Raw genomic sequence first — 15,050 nt, 5'->3', positions numbered from 1 at the left:
GCCTATTCCACGTACGCGGCGAGGTTGGCCAGCGAGGAGGCCAGGCCGACGGCGTGGTCCTCGGCGGAGATGCCGTCGGGGACGTCGTCGGCCCGGATCTCCACCCGCGTGCCGCCGTCGACGGCCGTGACCGCCCAGGTCATGGTCATCGTGCCGGCGTAGGCGGGGTCGTCGGACACGAAGTCGGCCGCCTGCACCACCCGTGCCACCGGGACGATGTCGACGAAGCGCCCCTCGACGACGTCGGAGTCGGCGGTGGCCTTGCCGGGCGCGCCCGACGGGTCCGCGTAGGTCAGGACCAGCCGGTACGACCCGCCCGGGCGCGCGTCGAACCACTCGAACCGGCCGGTCATCCCCTCCGGCGGCAGCCAGGCCACGAGCGCGGCCGGGTCGACGAGGGCCGCGAACACCCGGTCCAGCGGGGCGGCGACCACCCGGAAAGCCTTGTCGGTGCGTGGCATCAGCCCAGGTCCAGCAGTTCCTCGACGAAGCCGCCGAAGCCGCGCTCGCGGTCGACCAGGTGGATCTCCAGGATCCAGTGCGCGGCCTGCCCGTTGCGGTCGGTCCGGCGCATCGGGCCGTCGCTGCCGGGGGCGATGTAGGAGGCGATCTTCTCGCCCTCGATCCGCTCGTGCGGGAACTGCCCGACCACGTGGCCGGCGATCTCGCCGCCGAACTCCCAGCCCGCTGCCTCGGCCAGGCCGACGACGTGCCCGTAGAGCTCCTCGCCGGTGACGTCCGGGTGGCTGTCGAAGTAGGCCCGACCGGCCTGCCAGACCTCGGCCAGGCTGTCCCGCAGCCGCAGCTTCACCGGGTCGTCGCCGAGCACGAAGGTGCGGCCGAAGTCGGCCTCCCACTCCTCGAAGATCGGCCCGAAGTCGCAGAACACGATGTCGTCCTCGGCGATCACCCGGTCCGGCGGGTTCTCCTTGTACGGCTGGAGCGTGTTCACCCCGGACCGCACGATCCGCTTGTGCCAGAACCGGCTGACGCCGAACATGTCGGCGGCGAGGTCGCGGATGGCGTTGCTGGCCTCGGTCTCCCGCACGCCCGGCGCCACGATGCCGCGCGCCTCCACCTCGGCGAACAGCTGCACCGCCTTGTCCTGCGCGTCCAGCAGACGCGTCGCCCGCACTGCCTCGTCCTCGATCACGTCGGCCATGAACCGACCGTACCAACACCATCGCGTTGCGGTGCTGTGATCTCAGCTGGCGACGGAGGCCAGCGTCTCGGCGATCAGGGACCGCAGCCATTGGTGGGCGTGGTCGGGGTCGTGGCGGGTGTGCCAGGCCAGGACGGCGGGGATCTCTGGCGTGGGCAAGGGAAACGGGAAGGCCCGCAGGCCGGGGGTGAGCTGGCCGGCGCTGAGGGTGCGCGGGGCGATGGTGACGAGGTCGGCGGTGGCGACGGCCTGCAACGCCATGGCGAGGGTGGGGACGGTGAGTACGACGTGCCGGCGCAGGCCCTGCTCCTCCAGGAGGTCGTCGAGGCGGCTGCGCTGCCGGCCCCGGCGGGAGATGGCGACGTGGGGGAGGGCGAAGGGATCGCCGGCACGGCGGGCGATGACGGCCAGGGTGTCGGTCATGACGATCTCGGAGCGCACGTCGGCGGGATGCGTGGTCTGGTCGGTGATCCGGAGGTCGACGGCGCCCCGGCGGAGCTCGTCGACGTCGGAGTCGGACTCGCCGAGCACCCGCAGGCACACGCCGGGGGCGGTCGCGGCGATGCGGGCGGTCAGCGGGGGGACGAGGGCGCTGGCGACGACATCGTTGCACTGCAAGGCGAACGTACGGTCCAGAGTGGACAGGTCGAGCTCGGCCGACGGCGTGAAGATGGCCTGCGCCCGGGTGACGAGCTGGTGCACCTCGCCGCGAATCTGCTCGGCGTACGCGGTGGGCAGCATCGACCGGCCGGACCGGACCAGGATCTCGTCGCCGGTGGCCTTGCGGATCCGGCCCAGCGTCCGGCTCATCGCCGGCTGCGACAGGTGCAGGCGGTCGGCCGCCGCGCCGACGCTGCGCTCCTCCAGCAGCACGTCGAGGGCGGTCAGCAGGTTGAGATCAAGATGCATGGAGGTAATGCTAAGGATAGCAAGCATGCATTTGCAATCATAATGACGCGGATCTTGAATGGGGGCACGGGAAACGGAAGGGGTTGGACATGCGCACTGTGATCGCTGGGGGCGGCCTGGTCGGACTGACCGCCGCGGCGGCGCTGCGGGGGATCGGGCACGACGTGACGGTGCTGGAGCAGGCGCCGGAGATCCGGGCCGCGGGCGCGGGGATCGGGCTGTGGCGCAACGCGCTCGACGAGCTGGACCGGATCGGGGTGGGGGACCAGGTCCGGTCCATGGGCCACGAGATCGACACCTGGTTCTTCGACCCGACCGGGCAGTCGCACCGCGCCGCCGGCTACGGGGATGCGGACCACCGGTTCCTGCTGGTGCCGAGGCCGGCCCTGAACACCGTGCTGGCCGACGCCATCGGTCGCGAGCGGATCCGGCTGAACACCGGGCTGATCGGCTTCACCGAGGACGAGGACGGCGTGACGGTCCACCTCGCCGACGGGGACCTCAAGGCGGACCTCCTGATCGGGGCCGACGGCGTCTACTCGAAGGTCCGGCGGTGGCTGCTGCCCAACAGCGACGCCTACCAGGACCTGGGCCACTTCGCGTGGCGGGCGATCGTGCCGGCCGGGGACGAGCGGCCGGAGGGCTCGGTGCTGACCATCGGCCGGGACCGCACGCGTGGCGGCTACGCCCGGGTCGGCGAGCACCAGACCATGTGGATGGTCAACCAGTTCGACGCTGGCGACCTCAAAGGCAGCAAGCGGGACCGGGCGTTGCGGCGGGCCCACAACCTCGCCGAGAGCGGCTGGCACGACGACCTGCTGCGGATGATCGCCGACACCCCGGAGGACGACATCCTGGAGAACCAGATCATGTACGTGCCGGAGCTGCCGACGTGGACCAGTGAGCGTGTGGCGCTGATCGGGGACGCCGCGCACGGCCTGTCGCCGCACATCGCGGCCGGCGGCACCCTCGGCATCGAGGACGTCGGCGTGCTGCGCGACGAGCTGGCCGGCTCCGCCGGCCTGCCGGAAGCCTTGCGGCGCTACGAGATTGCCCGGATGGCGCGGTTCGAGCGGGTCCGGGAGTTCTCGGCGAGCGTGGAACAGGCCAAGGACGCCGAGGAGTTCGCCGAGCGGTACGCCGCGTTCAGCCACTGGATGCTGACCGCCTGAGCGGCCCGCCGTCCACAGTGGACGGCGAGCCGCCGGCGATCAGGCGTTCGGGTCGAACGGAATCCCCGAGGGCAGAGCGTTCTTCAGGGAGTCGTTGAACCGACCGTCATTGATCTTGATGGTGGCGTCGCCGAAGTCGGCGTTCATCAGCCGGTCCCGCAACGCGGTGCTGGGATAGCCGTTCCAGCCGACCAGCCGCGGGTAGAACCAGCCGTGGGTGTAGTTCTCCGGCGGGTCGTCGTTGCTGTTGGCCAGCCGGAAGAAGTGGGTGCTGGCCCCGTCCTTGTGGTACACCACCTTGGGGTGGCTGCCGTCGAACCGGACCTGCGAGCGCGGGTACCACTTCCAGCTGCTGTGCTGCGAGGTGGACACGTAGTCGACCTGGTTCTCGGCGATGTTGATCCACACCACCACGTGCTCCCAGTCGTGGGTGTGGCCGATGGCCAGCGGGCCCAGCGTGGCCTGGTCCTTCTCGAAGTAGCTCGCGTACTCCACCGCGCACCAGCCGTTGTTGCACTTCTCGCGCGAGTACGTGTTCGAGTTCTCCAGCTGGGCCGGGTCGTGACAGTGCCCGTTGACGTCGCCGCCGAGCTTGAGCCCGGGGTTGAGGGTGCCGTCGGGCGCGATGGCGGCGGTCGCGTAGCAGCCGTCGCCGTCGTAGTCGTAGGCCGGGGAGAAGGACTGCTCCCACCCGTCCGCGTTCTGCGGCAACGGGGTCAGGATGGCGGCACTGGCAGGGCTCGGCAGGGACAAGGCCAGCATCGCGGCGCCTAAGACGGCCGCTGATGCGGACAGTTTGCGCACATCCACTCCTTTGGTGTTTCTCGGGCGGCGGCGGGGAAACTATGGCGGACATCGGCAGGGTCGATCGAGTCCGCGACCGCCCGGGCGACAAGAGTTCGCCCGGGCGTCGACAACTTGTCCCTTGTGTTCCAAGGGAGTTCACACAGCGGCGGGGATCAGCCGATGGCGTCCCGCGAGCGGTGCACGGCTTCCAGCAGCAGCTGCGAGACGTCCCGCACGTTCACGTTCGCGCCGACGTCCTCGCTCTGCCGCTGCACCAGCCCGTCGGTGATCATCACGCGGCAGAACGGGCAGGCGGTGGCGATGGTCTCGGCCCCGGTGGCCAGGGCCTCGTCCACCCGCTCCAGGTTGATGCGCTTGCCGATCCGCTCCTCCATCCACATCCGCGCGCCACCGGCGCCGCAGCACAGCGAGCGGTCGGCGTGCCGGGGCATCTCGGTCAGCGCAGCGCCGGCCGCGCCGGCCAGCGCGCGCGGCGGCTCGTAGACCTTGTTGTGCCGCCCCAGATAGCACGGGTCGTGGAACGTGATGGCCTGTCCGGCGGCGCCGGCCGGCTGGATCGGCGTGAGCTTCTTCTCCCGCACCAACCGGTTCAGCAGCTGGGTGTGGTGCACGACCTCGTAGTCGCCGTCCAGCTGCGGGTACTCGCGGCCCAGCGTGTTCATGCAGTGCGGGCAGGTGGTGACGATCTTGCGCCGGCCCGGCTCCCGCTCGCCGAAGGTCTCGTTGAGCAGCCCGGCGGTCTCCTGGGCCAGCATCTGGAACAGGAACTCGTTGCCGGAGCGGCGGGCCGGGTCGCCGGTGCAGCGCTCGCGGTTGCCCAGCACGCCGTACTTCACGCCGGCGATGTGCAGCAGCTCGGCGGTGGCCTGCACAGTGGTGCGGGCCTTGTCGTCGAACGCGCCGGCGCAGCCGACCCAGAACAGGTACTCCACGTCGTCGGGCAGCTCGCCGGTGATCACCGGCACCTCGAAGTCGAGGTCCTTGGCCCAGTCCAGCCGGGCGTTGTTGTTCTGCCCCCAGGGATTGCCCTTGTTCTCCAGGCCGCGGAACAGCGCCCCGAGCTCGGTCGGGAACTCCGACTCGATCATCACCTGGTAGCGCCGCATGTCCACGATGTGGTCGACGTGCTCGATGTCCACCGGGCACTGCTCCACGCACGCGCCGCAGGTGGTGCACGACCACAGCACGTCCGGGTCGATCACGCCGCCCTCGGCGACCAGCGGCACCGGCTCGCCTTCCTGCTGCCCCATGACATACGGCGCACGGTCGAACAGGTGGTCCCGCAGGTCCATGATGACCATCTTGGGGGACAACGGCTTCCCGGTGTTCCACGCCGGGCACTGGGACTGGCAGCGGCCGCACTCGGTGCAGGTCGCGAAGTCCAGCATGCCCTTCCAGGTGAAGTCCTCGATCTTGCCGCGGCCGAAGATGTCGTCGTCGCCGGGATCGGTGAAGTCCACCGGCTTGCCGCCGGACTCCACCGGCAGCAGCGGGCCGAGCGCGTCCGGCAGCCGCTTCGCCGTCACGTTCAGCGGGGCCAGGAAGATGTGCAGGTGCTTGGAGTGCACCACCAACACCAGGAAGCCCATGATCACGGCGATGTTGGCCAGCAGGAACACGGTCTCGATGGCGGCGTTGACGCCGACGCCCAGCGGGGCCAGGACCTGCGCGACCACCCAGGTGGCGAACGGCCAGCCGCTGTGGTCGAACGGGAAGTGGCCGGTGTTGTACTGGCCGGCCCGGTACAGCAGCAGCGTCACCATCACGCCGGCGATCATGGCCAGCACCAGCCAGGCCGGGCCGGTGTGCGAGCCGTAGAACCGGGAGGCGCGCTCCTTGCGTTCGGGCGCGTTGCGCACCCGGATCACCGCGAACGTCGCCAGGGCGACAAGAACCGCGACGGTGAAGAAGTCTTCCAGGAAGCCGAGCCAGGGCTGCCGGCCGATCCACCAGAACGCGAAGTCCTCGTCGAACAGCGCCCCCCACGCCTCGACGATGGTGAACAGCAGGATGACGAAGCCCCAGAAGGTGAAGAAGTGGGCGACGCCGGGCACCGACCATTTGAGCAGCTTGCGCTGGCCGAACACCTCACGCAGCTGGGCGGCGGCGCGCGCGCCGAGCCGGTCGGTCCGGCCGGACGCCGGCTGACCCGACCTGATCAGCTGGGCCAGCCAGAGCACCCGGCGGCCGGCGACAGCCAGGCCGACCACGGTGATCAGCAGACCGAGGACGAGACGAACGATCACCAGTGCTCAGCTCCACTCCGGTCGGAACCAGCCGGCGTAGTACCGGCATGCCTTGCACGCGTAGCGCATCTTCCGCACCCGCCAGTGCCGCTGGTACAGCTCGAAGCCGCGCCAGGGGGCGCTGTGCAGGCCGAGCTGGTCGTAGTGCCGCAGCGACGAGCCCGTGTTGACGTCGAACTGCTCGGTGGCCCAGCCCAGGTGGGCCCGCCGCAGCGAGACTCCGCAGTCCGGTAAGAGGTGCTCGTTGCAAAACCTGTGCAACAGCGCCAGGTCCGGCAGGCCGCGGCCGCTGGGACTGGTGTCGAGATAGTCGACGACGACATGGCCGGGATGACGCTCGCCGACGTCGTCGACGAGCACGGGAAGTCCACAGTAGACGCACGGGTGCCGAAAGCCCCGCTGAGCCGAGGACGCCGTTGTGATCAAGGCCACAGAGCGGAGGTTACTGGCGAGTTGTGTTCCGCGCTACTCCCATCCGTATGGCGATCAACGGGCTCGGAGCGGCCGACCGGCCGCTCCGAGTGCTCCAGATGGGGTAAACTGGCTGCTCAGAGGGCCCGCAGGGCCTCCAGGGCCTTGTCCGCGTGCACAGCCATCCGCAGCTCGCTCTTGATGGACGTGACCAGCCGGCCGTCCGACCCGATCACGAACGTCTGCCGCCGGGTCAGCAGCGGCCCGAACTTGCGCCGCACCCCGAACTGGGTGGCGACCACGCCGTCCGGGTCGGACAGCAGCGGGTAGTCGAACGAGTTGATCGCCGAGAACTCGCGCTGCTTGCCGACGGCGTCGGGGGAGATGCCCACCCGCTGCGCCCCGACCGCCTCGAACTCCGCGCCCAGGTCGCGGAAGTGGCAGCTCTCGGCGGTGCAGCCGCCGGTCATCGCGGCCGGGTAGAAGAACAGCACGACCGGTCCCTTGGCCAGGAACTCGGACAGCCGGCGCGGCTCGCCGTGGTCGTCGAGCAGTTCGAAGTCCGCGACCTGGTCGCCGTTGTTCATCGAGATCCCTCCGGTTTCGGCGGCAGCGGGAAGAATCCGCTGGTCCGCTGCACGTACTCGGCGTAGCCGGGGCGGTCGCCCATGGCCTTCTCGGTCAGCGCCTTGCCGGTGCCCCTGGTCAGGAAGAAGGTCATGACCAGCGGCGACAGCACCGTCAGCGCGCCCAGCCAGTGCTGGCAGGCGACCAGGTACAGGCCCCACCAGACGCAGGCGTCGCCGAAGTAGTTGGGGTGACGGGTGTAGCGCCACAGGCCGCGGTCCATGATCTTGCCCCGGTTGGCCGGGTCGGCCTTGAACCGGGACAGCTGCCAGTCGCCCACCGACTCGAAGCCGAAGCCGACCAGCCACACCACCAGACCCAGCCAGCCGAAGACCCCGATGCCACCGCCCTCGTACTGGGCGGCCTGCACCGGCCAGGACACGAACCACATGATCACGCCCTGGACCAGGTAGATCTTGCGGAAGGCGTACCAGTGCGGGTTGCCGGTGGCCCGTTTCATCAGCGCCACGTAGCGGGGATCCTCGGGGCGGCGGCCGTTGCGGAGCTGGATGTGCGCCGCGAGCCGCACACCCCAGACCACCGTCAGCACCGTCGAGAGCCAGCCGCAGCCGGAGACGATCAGCCCGACCACGGCGATCACCGCGAAGCCCAGGCCCCACAGGGTGTCGATGCCGTCGTGGCGGCCGCGGGCGACCGCCACCGCCAGCGCGATGAGCATGACCAGCAGCACCGCGACGGCGGTGATGCCCAGATTGGCCAGCAGTCCGGCCAGGTTCACGCGACGTCCTCCCGTGTCCGCGGCATTCCGCTGGTGCCGGCGGCGCCGGGCCGCACGGCCAGGATCTGGTCCACGCCCATCCGGTTCTCCTGGAACGCCAGCGCGCCGCCGGCGAAGTACAGCCGCCACACCCGCAGCTGCCCCTCGCCGACCAGCGCGGTCAGCTCGTCGGCCCGTTTCTGCAGGGTCTGCGCCCAGGCGTCCACGGTCCACACGTAGTGCTCCCGCAGCGCGTGCACGTCCCGAACCTCGAGACCGGCCCGCTCCAGCATGGCGATGGTCTCGCCGACCGGCCGCATGTGCATGTCGGGGGCCACATAACGTTCGATGAACGCGCCGCCGCTGGACGCCTTCGGGGCGGTGGCCACCCGGGACATCTGCTGCAGCAGCAGCCGGCCCTCGGGCTTGAGCAGCCGGAACAGCTGGGCCGCGTAGGTCGGGTAGTTGCCGATGCCGACGTGCTCGCCCATCTCGACGGTGCCGATGGCGTCGAAGCCGTCGTCGGGGATCTCGCGGTAGTCCTGCAGCCGCACCTCGACCCGGTCGCACAGGCCGCGCTCGGCGATCCGGGCCTGAATGAACTCGCGCTGCTGGGCCGCCAGCGTCACCCCGGTCGCGTGCACGCCGTAGTTGGCGGCGGCGTGCAGGATCAGCGATCCCCAGCCGCAGCCGACGTCCAGCAGTCGCATGCCCGGCCGCAGGCCGAGCTTCCGGCAGATCAGGTCCAGCTTGTCCCGCTGCGCGTCCTCGACGGTGTAGTCGGGCGCGGTGGACGTCCAGTACCCGCACGAGTAGGCCATGTTCGGGTCGAGCAGCGTCCGGTAGAACTCGTTGGACAGGTCGTAGTGGTGGGCGATGGCAGCCCGGTCCCGCGCCTTGGTGTGCTCGGTCCCGGACAGCCGGGCCTCCTCCGGCGGCGGCGCCGGCCGGGGACCGATCACGCCGAGCTTAAACGCCAGGTTGAGGGCGTGCAGGCGGTCCGCGGCGGACAGCTTCACCTTGCCCAGACCCGCACGGCGGGCCAGGCCCCAGAACCGGGCGAACCCCTCCCGGAGATCACCTTCGACGTCGATGTCGCCGGCGACGTAGGCCCGGGCCAGCCCCAGCTCGTTCGGATCCCACAGCAGGCGGCGCAGCGCCTGCCGGGACCGGATCACCACGGTCGGCGCGTCGGCGGGTCCGGCCTCGCTGCCGTCCCACGCCCGCAGCCGCACCGGCAGGTCGACGCCGAGGAACCGGCGCACCAGGCCGGCCAGGGTCTGGGCGATTGTCACATTGGCCCCTTCTGTCACGGCAGGTGTTCGTGCGGGACCGGCTGCCCGGTTCGGTCAGGGCGTGACGAGGTGGTCGACCAGCAGGTTCAGCGCCGGCAGGGCGTCGGCGACGGCCGCCCGGGCCTGCGGCGGGAGCTTGTCCAGGGCGGCCGAGATGCGCCGCTCGTGGGCCTGCTGCCACTCCGACAGCTGCTTGCGGCCGGCCTCGGTCAGCGAGACCCGGGCCACCCGCCGGTCGGACGGGTCGCTGTCGCGGACCGCGAGCCCGCCCTCGACCAGCTGCTGGACCAGACCGCTGACCGTGTTGGGGGCCAGCCGCTGCAGCGAGGCCAGCTGGCCGATCTTGGCCGGGGCGTGGTCGGCGAGCGCCATCAGCAGCTCGACCTGCGCCATCGGCAGCGCTTCCCACGGGTAGTCGGTCCGGATGCTGGTGCGCAGGGCGCGCCGCAGTCTGGTGACCACCTCGGTCAGGGTGCGGGCGTCGTTGACGCTCGACGGAGTCTCGTGCTCGGGCGTGACCTGCGACATCCCGCAAGCGTATCGAGGTGGTGACAATCGCCATATCTATCGGTACCCGATTATGTCGGAGACCGAGATAAAGTGGGCGTGTGCTGCTAGCGCCGCTGCGCCGTCTCGGCGTCGAACCCGCCCGCCCCCGGTTCGTCGCCCGCTGGCCGCACGCGCACTGGCTCGCGGTGGCCGCGGTCTGCCTCGGCGCCTTCATGGGGCAGCTCGACGCCAGCATCGTCACCCTCACGTTTCCGGCCCTGAGCAGGCAGTTCGGCGCCGATCTGGCCGGTGTGCAGTGGGTGTCGCTCAGCTATCTGCTGACCCTGGTGGCCCTGCTGGTGCCGGTTGGGCGGCTGGCCGACGCCGTCGGTCGCAAGCTCATCTACCTGTACGGCTTCGCCTTGTTCACGGTGGCGTCGGCGGCCTGCGGCTTCGCCGACTCGCTGCCGCTGCTGGTCGGGCTGCGCGTGGTGCAGGCCGTCGGCGCGGCCATGCTCCAGGCCAACAGCGTCGCCCTGGTGACGACGAGCTCGCCGCGCGGCTCGATGCGGGCGGCGCTGGGCGTCCAGGCGGCCGCGCAGGCGCTCGGGCTGGCCCTCGGGCCGACGCTGGGCGGCGTGCTGGTGGCCGGCGCCGGGTGGCAGTGGGTGTTCTGGGTGAACGTCCCGATCGGACTGCTCGCCATCGCCGCCGGCCGCTATTTGTTGCCGCGCACCCGCCAGCGCACCCGGATGCGTCAGATCGACTGGGTCGGCGTGGCTCTGCTGGGCGTCTCGTCGACCGCCGTGCTGCTCGCCCTCTCGGGTCTGTCCGGTTTGGACGCGCCGGTCTGGGCCCTTGTAATCCTTTTCTTGACGGCGGTCGGAGCCGGCGTCGGATTCGCGCTGCGGCAACGGTTCGCGGCCGAGCCGATGGTCGACCTGAATTTGTTGCGGAACCGGACGGTCGCCCACGGCCTGGTCGGCGCGATGCTGGGATATCTGGTCCTGTTCGGCCCGCTCGTGCTCATACCGGCACTCGGCGGTTCCGTTGTGCGGGCCGGTTTTGTGCTGACCAGTCTGCCGGTCGGCTTCGCGCTCGCTGCGACGTTCGGCGGGCACCGTTGGCCGGATCGGCGCAGGGCGACGGTCGGCGGCCTGGTCGCGGCGGTGGCGCTGATCCCGTTGTGTCTGCTGCCTTTGACGGATCCGGTGCTGGCGATCTCGTTGGCCGCGCTGGGAATCGGGCTGGGCCTGTTCACGCCGGCGAACAACGCCACGGTGATGGCGGCGATCCCGGCGGCCAGCTCCGGCGTCGGCGGCGGTCTGGTCAACATGGCTCGTGGCCTGGGGACCACGCTCGGTGTCGCGGCGGTGACGCTGTCGCTACACGGCGGCGGCCCGCGCCTGGCGCTGATCGTGTTGCTCGTCGCCGCACTCGACCTGTCTGTTGTTTCCCAGCGACAGCCGGCTTGACGGGCATGCGGCGGACGCGGTGAACTACCGCATCCCAGCCAGACGTAGTGGAGGCAAAACGGATGCGCACCGTTGTCGCCGCAGCCGGTTGTGCACTCGTGCTTGTCGCCTCCGCCTGCGGCAGCGCCAGTAACACCGCTGCCACCGGAACCGCGACAAACACCACCAAGCCCAAGGTCGGCGTGATCCTGCCGGACACGACCACCTCAGCCCGTTGGGAGGACTCCGACAAGCCACTGCTCACATCCCAGCTCAGCTTCGCCGGCATCGAGCCGGACATCCAGAACGCGCAGGGCGACGAGAAGCGGTTCTCCTCGCTGGCCGACAAGATGATCGCCGAGAAGGTGAACGTCCTGATGATCGCCCCGCTGTCCTCGGACGGCGGCGCGGCGGTGGAGAAGAAGGCCAAGGCGGCCGGAATCCCGGTCATCGACTACGACCGGATCAGCCTCGGCGGCAGCGCCGAGTACTACGTCTCCTTCGACAACATCGCCGTCGGCCAGCTCCAGGCCGACGGCCTGCTGCAGTGCCTGGGCAACAGGTCCGGGGCGTCGGTCATCGAGATCGAGGGCGCCTCCACGGACAACAACGCCACCCAGTTCCATGACGGGCACGAGCAGGTCCTCAAGTCCGCCTACGACTCGGGCCGGCTGCGGCTGATCGCCAGCAAGTCGATCGACGGCTGGTCGCCGGACACCGCGGCGGCCACGTTCACGAACCTGCTGGACGGCAGCGGCGGACACGTCGACGCCGTGCTGGCAGCCAACGACGGCATGGCGGCCAGCATCGAGGCGGTGCTCAAGCAGCGCAATCTCACCAACGTGCCGGTCACCGGCCAGGACGCCACGCTCGGCGGCCTGCAGGCCGTGCTGCGCGGCACCCAGTGCATGACCGTCTACAAGCCGATCGACATCGAGGCGGAGGCGGCCTCCCGGCTGGCCATCGCCCTGGCCACCGGTCGGCAGGGCGACGCGGACGACCTCGCCACGGGCAACACCAAGGACCCGAAGGGCAACCGCAACGTGAAGTCCGTCCTGCTGGGACCACAGTCCATCAGCAAGGCCGACGTGCAGGGCCTGGTGGCCAAGGGCGTCGTCCACACGGGCGACCTGTGCAAGGGCGACATGGCCGGCTTCTGCGCTAGCGCGGGCATTCCGGTCCAGTAGCGGCGAACACGGCACGGCGGCTCTCGTTCCCACCGGGACGGGAGCCGTCCGCGTGAATGGGGCCGGAGCCTCCCGTGAGCGCCAGGCCGGTGCCGCCGCGGCGCAGCGCGACGATCTCCGCGGCGATCGACACCGCTGTCTCCTCCGGCGTGCTGGCCCCCAGATCGAGCCCGATCGGAGCCCGCAGCAGTGCCAGTTCTCCCTCAGTGAGGCCGATTTCCCGGAGGCGGGCCAGCCGTTGGGTGTTGGTGCGCCGGGAGCCGAGCGCGCCGACGAAGGCCAGTGGCCGGCGCAGGGCGTCGGCCAGCAGCGGCACGTCGAACTTCTCGTCGTGGGTGAGCACGCAGACCACCGAGCGGTGATCGGTCGCGGTGGCGGCGAGGTAGCGGTGCGGCCAGTCCACCACGACCTCGTCGGCGTCGGGAAACCGGTCAGCGGTGGCGAAAACCGGTCGCGCGTCGCAGACGGTGACGTGATAGCCGAGGAACTTGCCGATACGGGAGAGTGCGGCGGCGTAGTCGATGGCCCCGAACACCAGCATGCGCGGTGGCGGCGACCACGGCTCCACGAACAGCTCCAATCCGTCGAAGAACTGACGGCCAGTGGCGGTCGCGTGGCGCACCAGCTCCGGGTCGATCACCTGGTCGCCGACGACGCGGTCAGCGAAGACGGCCATGCCCTTGCCCAGCAACGCATCCGGCCCGCCGATCACCCGGACCAGCACCACCGGCTCGGGATCGGCGGCCAGCGCGGCGGCGATCGCCGGAGCGCAGGGCTGCACGAACACTTCCAGCGAGCCGCCGCACGTCAGTCCGACCGCGAACGCGTCGTCGTCGGAGTAGCCGAAACGTTGCCGCTGCGGCAATCCGGTCGACAAGACCTCCTGGGCCAACTCATAGACGGCTCCTTCCACACAGCCGCCGGAGACGCTGCCGAACGCCGAGCCGTCGGCTGTGACCGCGAGTGCGGAGCCGAGGCCACGCGGCGCGCTGCCGGCGACGTCCACGACACTGGCGACAGCGAACCGACAAGTGTTCGACAGCGACCCGGCCAACTCTCTCATCGTGCCAGTGCCTCGATCCCGGCGATGCCGAAGTAGGCGACGAAGATCGCCGCGATGACCGCCACCAGCCAGTGCACCTCGCGCCACTGGCCCTTGCCCAGCTTCACCACGACGTAGCTGACGATGCCGGCGCCGACGCCGTTGGTGATCGAGTACGTGAAGGGCACGATCGCCATGGTGAGGAACACCGGGATGGTGAAGTCGCTGTCCTGGAACGGGATCCGCCGGCACTGGGCCATCATGATGCCGCCGATGACCACCAGCGCGGGCGCGGCGGCCTGCGCCGGCACGATGGCCGCGATCGGCGTGACCAGCATCGTCGCCCCCAGCAGCGCCCCGGTGACCACGCTGGACAGTCCGGTGCGCGCCCCCTCGCCGACGCCCGCCGCCGACTCCAGGAACACCGTGTTGGGCGCGGAACCCGTGCCGCCGCCGACGATCGCGCCGATGCCGTCCACGAGCAGGATCTTGCCCATGCCGGCGACCTTGCCGTCCTTGGTCATGCCGGCCTCGTGGCAGACGCTGGTGATCGTGCCCATCGCGTCGAAGAATCCGGACAGCACCAGGGTGAACAGGAACACCGTGGCGGTGATGGCGCCGGCGCTGGCGAAGCCGCCGAACAGGTCGACGTGTCCGAACAGGGCGAAGTTGGGTGCGGCGACCAGGGTGGACGGCAGCTTCGGGGCCACCAGGCCCCAGTCCGCGCCGGGGAAGACCGCGTTGGCGATCACCGCGATGACGGTGGCCACCACGATGCTGATCAGCACCGCGCCGGGCACCGCCCGGGCCATCAGGACGATCATCAGCAGCAACCCGATCGCGAACACCACCATCGGCCAGCCGACCAGGTGGCCGCCTTCGCCCATCCGTACCGGCACCGTGGAGTGGGCGGAATCCGGTGTCCTGGTCACGAATCCGGCGCTGACCAGGCCAACCAGTGCGATGTAGAGGCCGATGCCGACGGAGATGGCGGTCTTCAGCGCCGCGGGGATCGCGTTCATGATGCGTTCGCGGATGCCGGAGACGGCCAGCACGACGATGCAGACGCCTTCCAGCACCACCAGTCCGAAGGCCTGGGCCCAGGTCATGGTCGGCGCGAGCTGGAAGGCCACGATGCCGTTCACGCCGAGGCCGGCGGCCAGGGCCAGGGGAGCGTTGCCGACCAGTCCCATGAGGACGGTCATGACTCCGGCGGCCAGGGCGGTGGCCGTAGTTACCTCGGGAATGGTCAGGCGAGCGCCGGTGATATCGGTGGAAGCGCCCAGTATCAACGGATTGAGCAACACGATGTAGGCCATCGCGACGAACGTGGTGACACCGCCGCGGAGTTCTCGGCCGATGGTGGTGCCGCGCTCTGTCAGGCGGAAACGCCGTTCTAACAGGGCAGTTGTCGGGCGGCGGTCGCGCAACTGGGTCATGACGTACTCCCATGCCGGTGGGCGCGCGGAACCAGGCCGTCGGGGGACGGCCCGGTTCCACGAACGTTTAAGCGGGGGGTGCTCCGGTCAGC

General features: G+C 70.3%; 15 protein-coding genes. 3 read left to right on the top strand and 12 right to left on the bottom strand.

The window, feature by feature from the left end; translation table 11 throughout:
• Window positions 1–2: 2 nt before the first annotated feature.
• From JJ691_RS14365 to JJ691_RS14355, 3 genes are read right to left on the bottom strand one after another with little or no spacing between them, the layout of a single operon-like run.
• Complete coding sequence (locus JJ691_RS14365; protein WP_211769272.1) at window positions 3–461, bottom strand: SRPBCC family protein; 459 nt, start codon at window positions 459–461, stop codon at window positions 3–5.
• On the bottom strand, window positions 461–1,162 hold the full coding sequence (locus tag JJ691_RS14360; protein ID WP_211769271.1) for a M24 family metallopeptidase: 702 nt from the start codon (window positions 1,160–1,162) through the stop codon (window positions 461–463). The genes JJ691_RS14365 and JJ691_RS14360 overlap by 1 nt, the downstream gene beginning before the upstream one ends.
• A 42-nt stretch (window positions 1,163–1,204) precedes the next feature.
• Window positions 1,205–2,071, bottom strand: a complete 867-nt coding sequence (locus tag JJ691_RS14355) for a LysR family transcriptional regulator (protein WP_211769270.1) — start codon at window positions 2,069–2,071, stop codon at window positions 1,205–1,207.
• 89 nt (window positions 2,072–2,160) lie between these two features.
• Here JJ691_RS14355 and JJ691_RS14350 point away from each other — a divergent pair, with 89 nt between their 5' ends.
• On the top strand, window positions 2,161–3,243 hold the full coding sequence (locus tag JJ691_RS14350) for an FAD-dependent oxidoreductase (RefSeq protein WP_211769269.1): 1,083 nt from the start codon (window positions 2,161–2,163) through the stop codon (window positions 3,241–3,243).
• A 39-nt stretch (window positions 3,244–3,282) separates the two neighbouring features.
• On the opposite strand, the gene JJ691_RS14345 is transcribed toward JJ691_RS14350, so the two are convergent.
• The 7 genes from JJ691_RS14345 to JJ691_RS14315 form a co-directional block, all read right to left on the bottom strand.
• Window positions 3,283–4,047 (bottom strand): NPP1 family protein, encoded by a 765-nt coding sequence (locus JJ691_RS14345; RefSeq protein ID WP_249227915.1) that lies wholly within the window; start codon window positions 4,045–4,047, stop codon window positions 3,283–3,285.
• Window positions 4,048–4,202: 155 nt separating this feature from the next.
• Window positions 4,203–6,296 carry a (Fe-S)-binding protein gene (locus tag JJ691_RS14340; protein WP_211769268.1) on the bottom strand — a complete coding sequence of 698 codons (2,094 nt, stop codon included), beginning with the start codon at window positions 6,294–6,296 and terminating at the stop codon, window positions 4,203–4,205.
• Between the two features lie 6 nt (window positions 6,297–6,302).
• Window positions 6,303–6,728: a hypothetical protein gene (locus tag JJ691_RS14335; RefSeq protein ID WP_211769267.1), complete on the bottom strand. Its 426-nt coding sequence runs from the start codon at window positions 6,726–6,728 to the stop codon at window positions 6,303–6,305.
• A 116-nt stretch (window positions 6,729–6,844) separates the two neighbouring features.
• Window positions 6,845–7,294, bottom strand: coding sequence for a peroxiredoxin (locus JJ691_RS14330; protein ID WP_211769266.1), 450 nt, complete (start codon window positions 7,292–7,294; stop codon window positions 6,845–6,847).
• Window positions 7,291–8,013, bottom strand: a complete 723-nt coding sequence (locus tag JJ691_RS14325; protein ID WP_211771473.1) for a DUF1295 domain-containing protein — start codon at window positions 8,011–8,013, stop codon at window positions 7,291–7,293. The genes JJ691_RS14330 and JJ691_RS14325 overlap by 4 nt, the downstream gene beginning before the upstream one ends.
• A 56-nt stretch (window positions 8,014–8,069) precedes the next feature.
• Window positions 8,070–9,347 (bottom strand): SAM-dependent methyltransferase, encoded by a 1,278-nt coding sequence (locus tag JJ691_RS14320; RefSeq protein ID WP_249227914.1) that lies wholly within the window; start codon window positions 9,345–9,347, stop codon window positions 8,070–8,072.
• Window positions 9,348–9,401: 54 nt separating this feature from the next.
• The gene (locus JJ691_RS14315; protein ID WP_211769265.1) at window positions 9,402–9,875 is read right to left on the bottom strand and encodes a MarR family winged helix-turn-helix transcriptional regulator; all 474 of its coding nucleotides are present in this window, start codon (window positions 9,873–9,875) and stop codon (window positions 9,402–9,404) included.
• Between the two features lie 80 nt (window positions 9,876–9,955).
• On the opposite strand from JJ691_RS14315, the gene JJ691_RS14310 reads away from it, so the two are divergent.
• Entirely contained in the window at window positions 9,956–11,311 is a 1,356-nt protein-coding gene (locus JJ691_RS14310) for an MFS transporter (protein WP_249227913.1), read from the top strand.
• A gap of 62 nt (window positions 11,312–11,373) precedes the next feature.
• Window positions 11,374–12,477 carry a sugar ABC transporter substrate-binding protein gene (locus JJ691_RS14305; RefSeq protein ID WP_211769264.1) on the top strand — a complete coding sequence of 368 codons (1,104 nt, stop codon included), beginning with the start codon at window positions 11,374–11,376 and terminating at the stop codon, window positions 12,475–12,477.
• Here the strand turns inward: JJ691_RS14305 and JJ691_RS14300 are convergent.
• Both JJ691_RS14300 and JJ691_RS14295 read right to left on the bottom strand, forming a co-directional pair.
• Window positions 12,452–13,540 (bottom strand): XdhC family protein, encoded by a 1,089-nt coding sequence (locus JJ691_RS14300; RefSeq protein WP_211769263.1) that lies wholly within the window; start codon window positions 13,538–13,540, stop codon window positions 12,452–12,454. The genes JJ691_RS14305 and JJ691_RS14300 overlap by 26 nt on opposite strands.
• Window positions 13,537–14,958, bottom strand: coding sequence for an NCS2 family permease (locus tag JJ691_RS14295; RefSeq protein WP_211769262.1), 1,422 nt, complete (start codon window positions 14,956–14,958; stop codon window positions 13,537–13,539). Before JJ691_RS14295 ends, JJ691_RS14300 begins: the two co-directional genes overlap by 4 nt.
• Window positions 14,959–15,050 lie beyond the last annotated feature (92 nt).

It is taken from the genome of Kutzneria sp. CA-103260 (assembly GCF_018263855.1).
Lineage (GTDB): Bacteria > Actinomycetota > Actinomycetes > Mycobacteriales > Pseudonocardiaceae > Kutzneria.
This window is presented reverse-complemented; position numbering and strand designations above follow the sequence as displayed.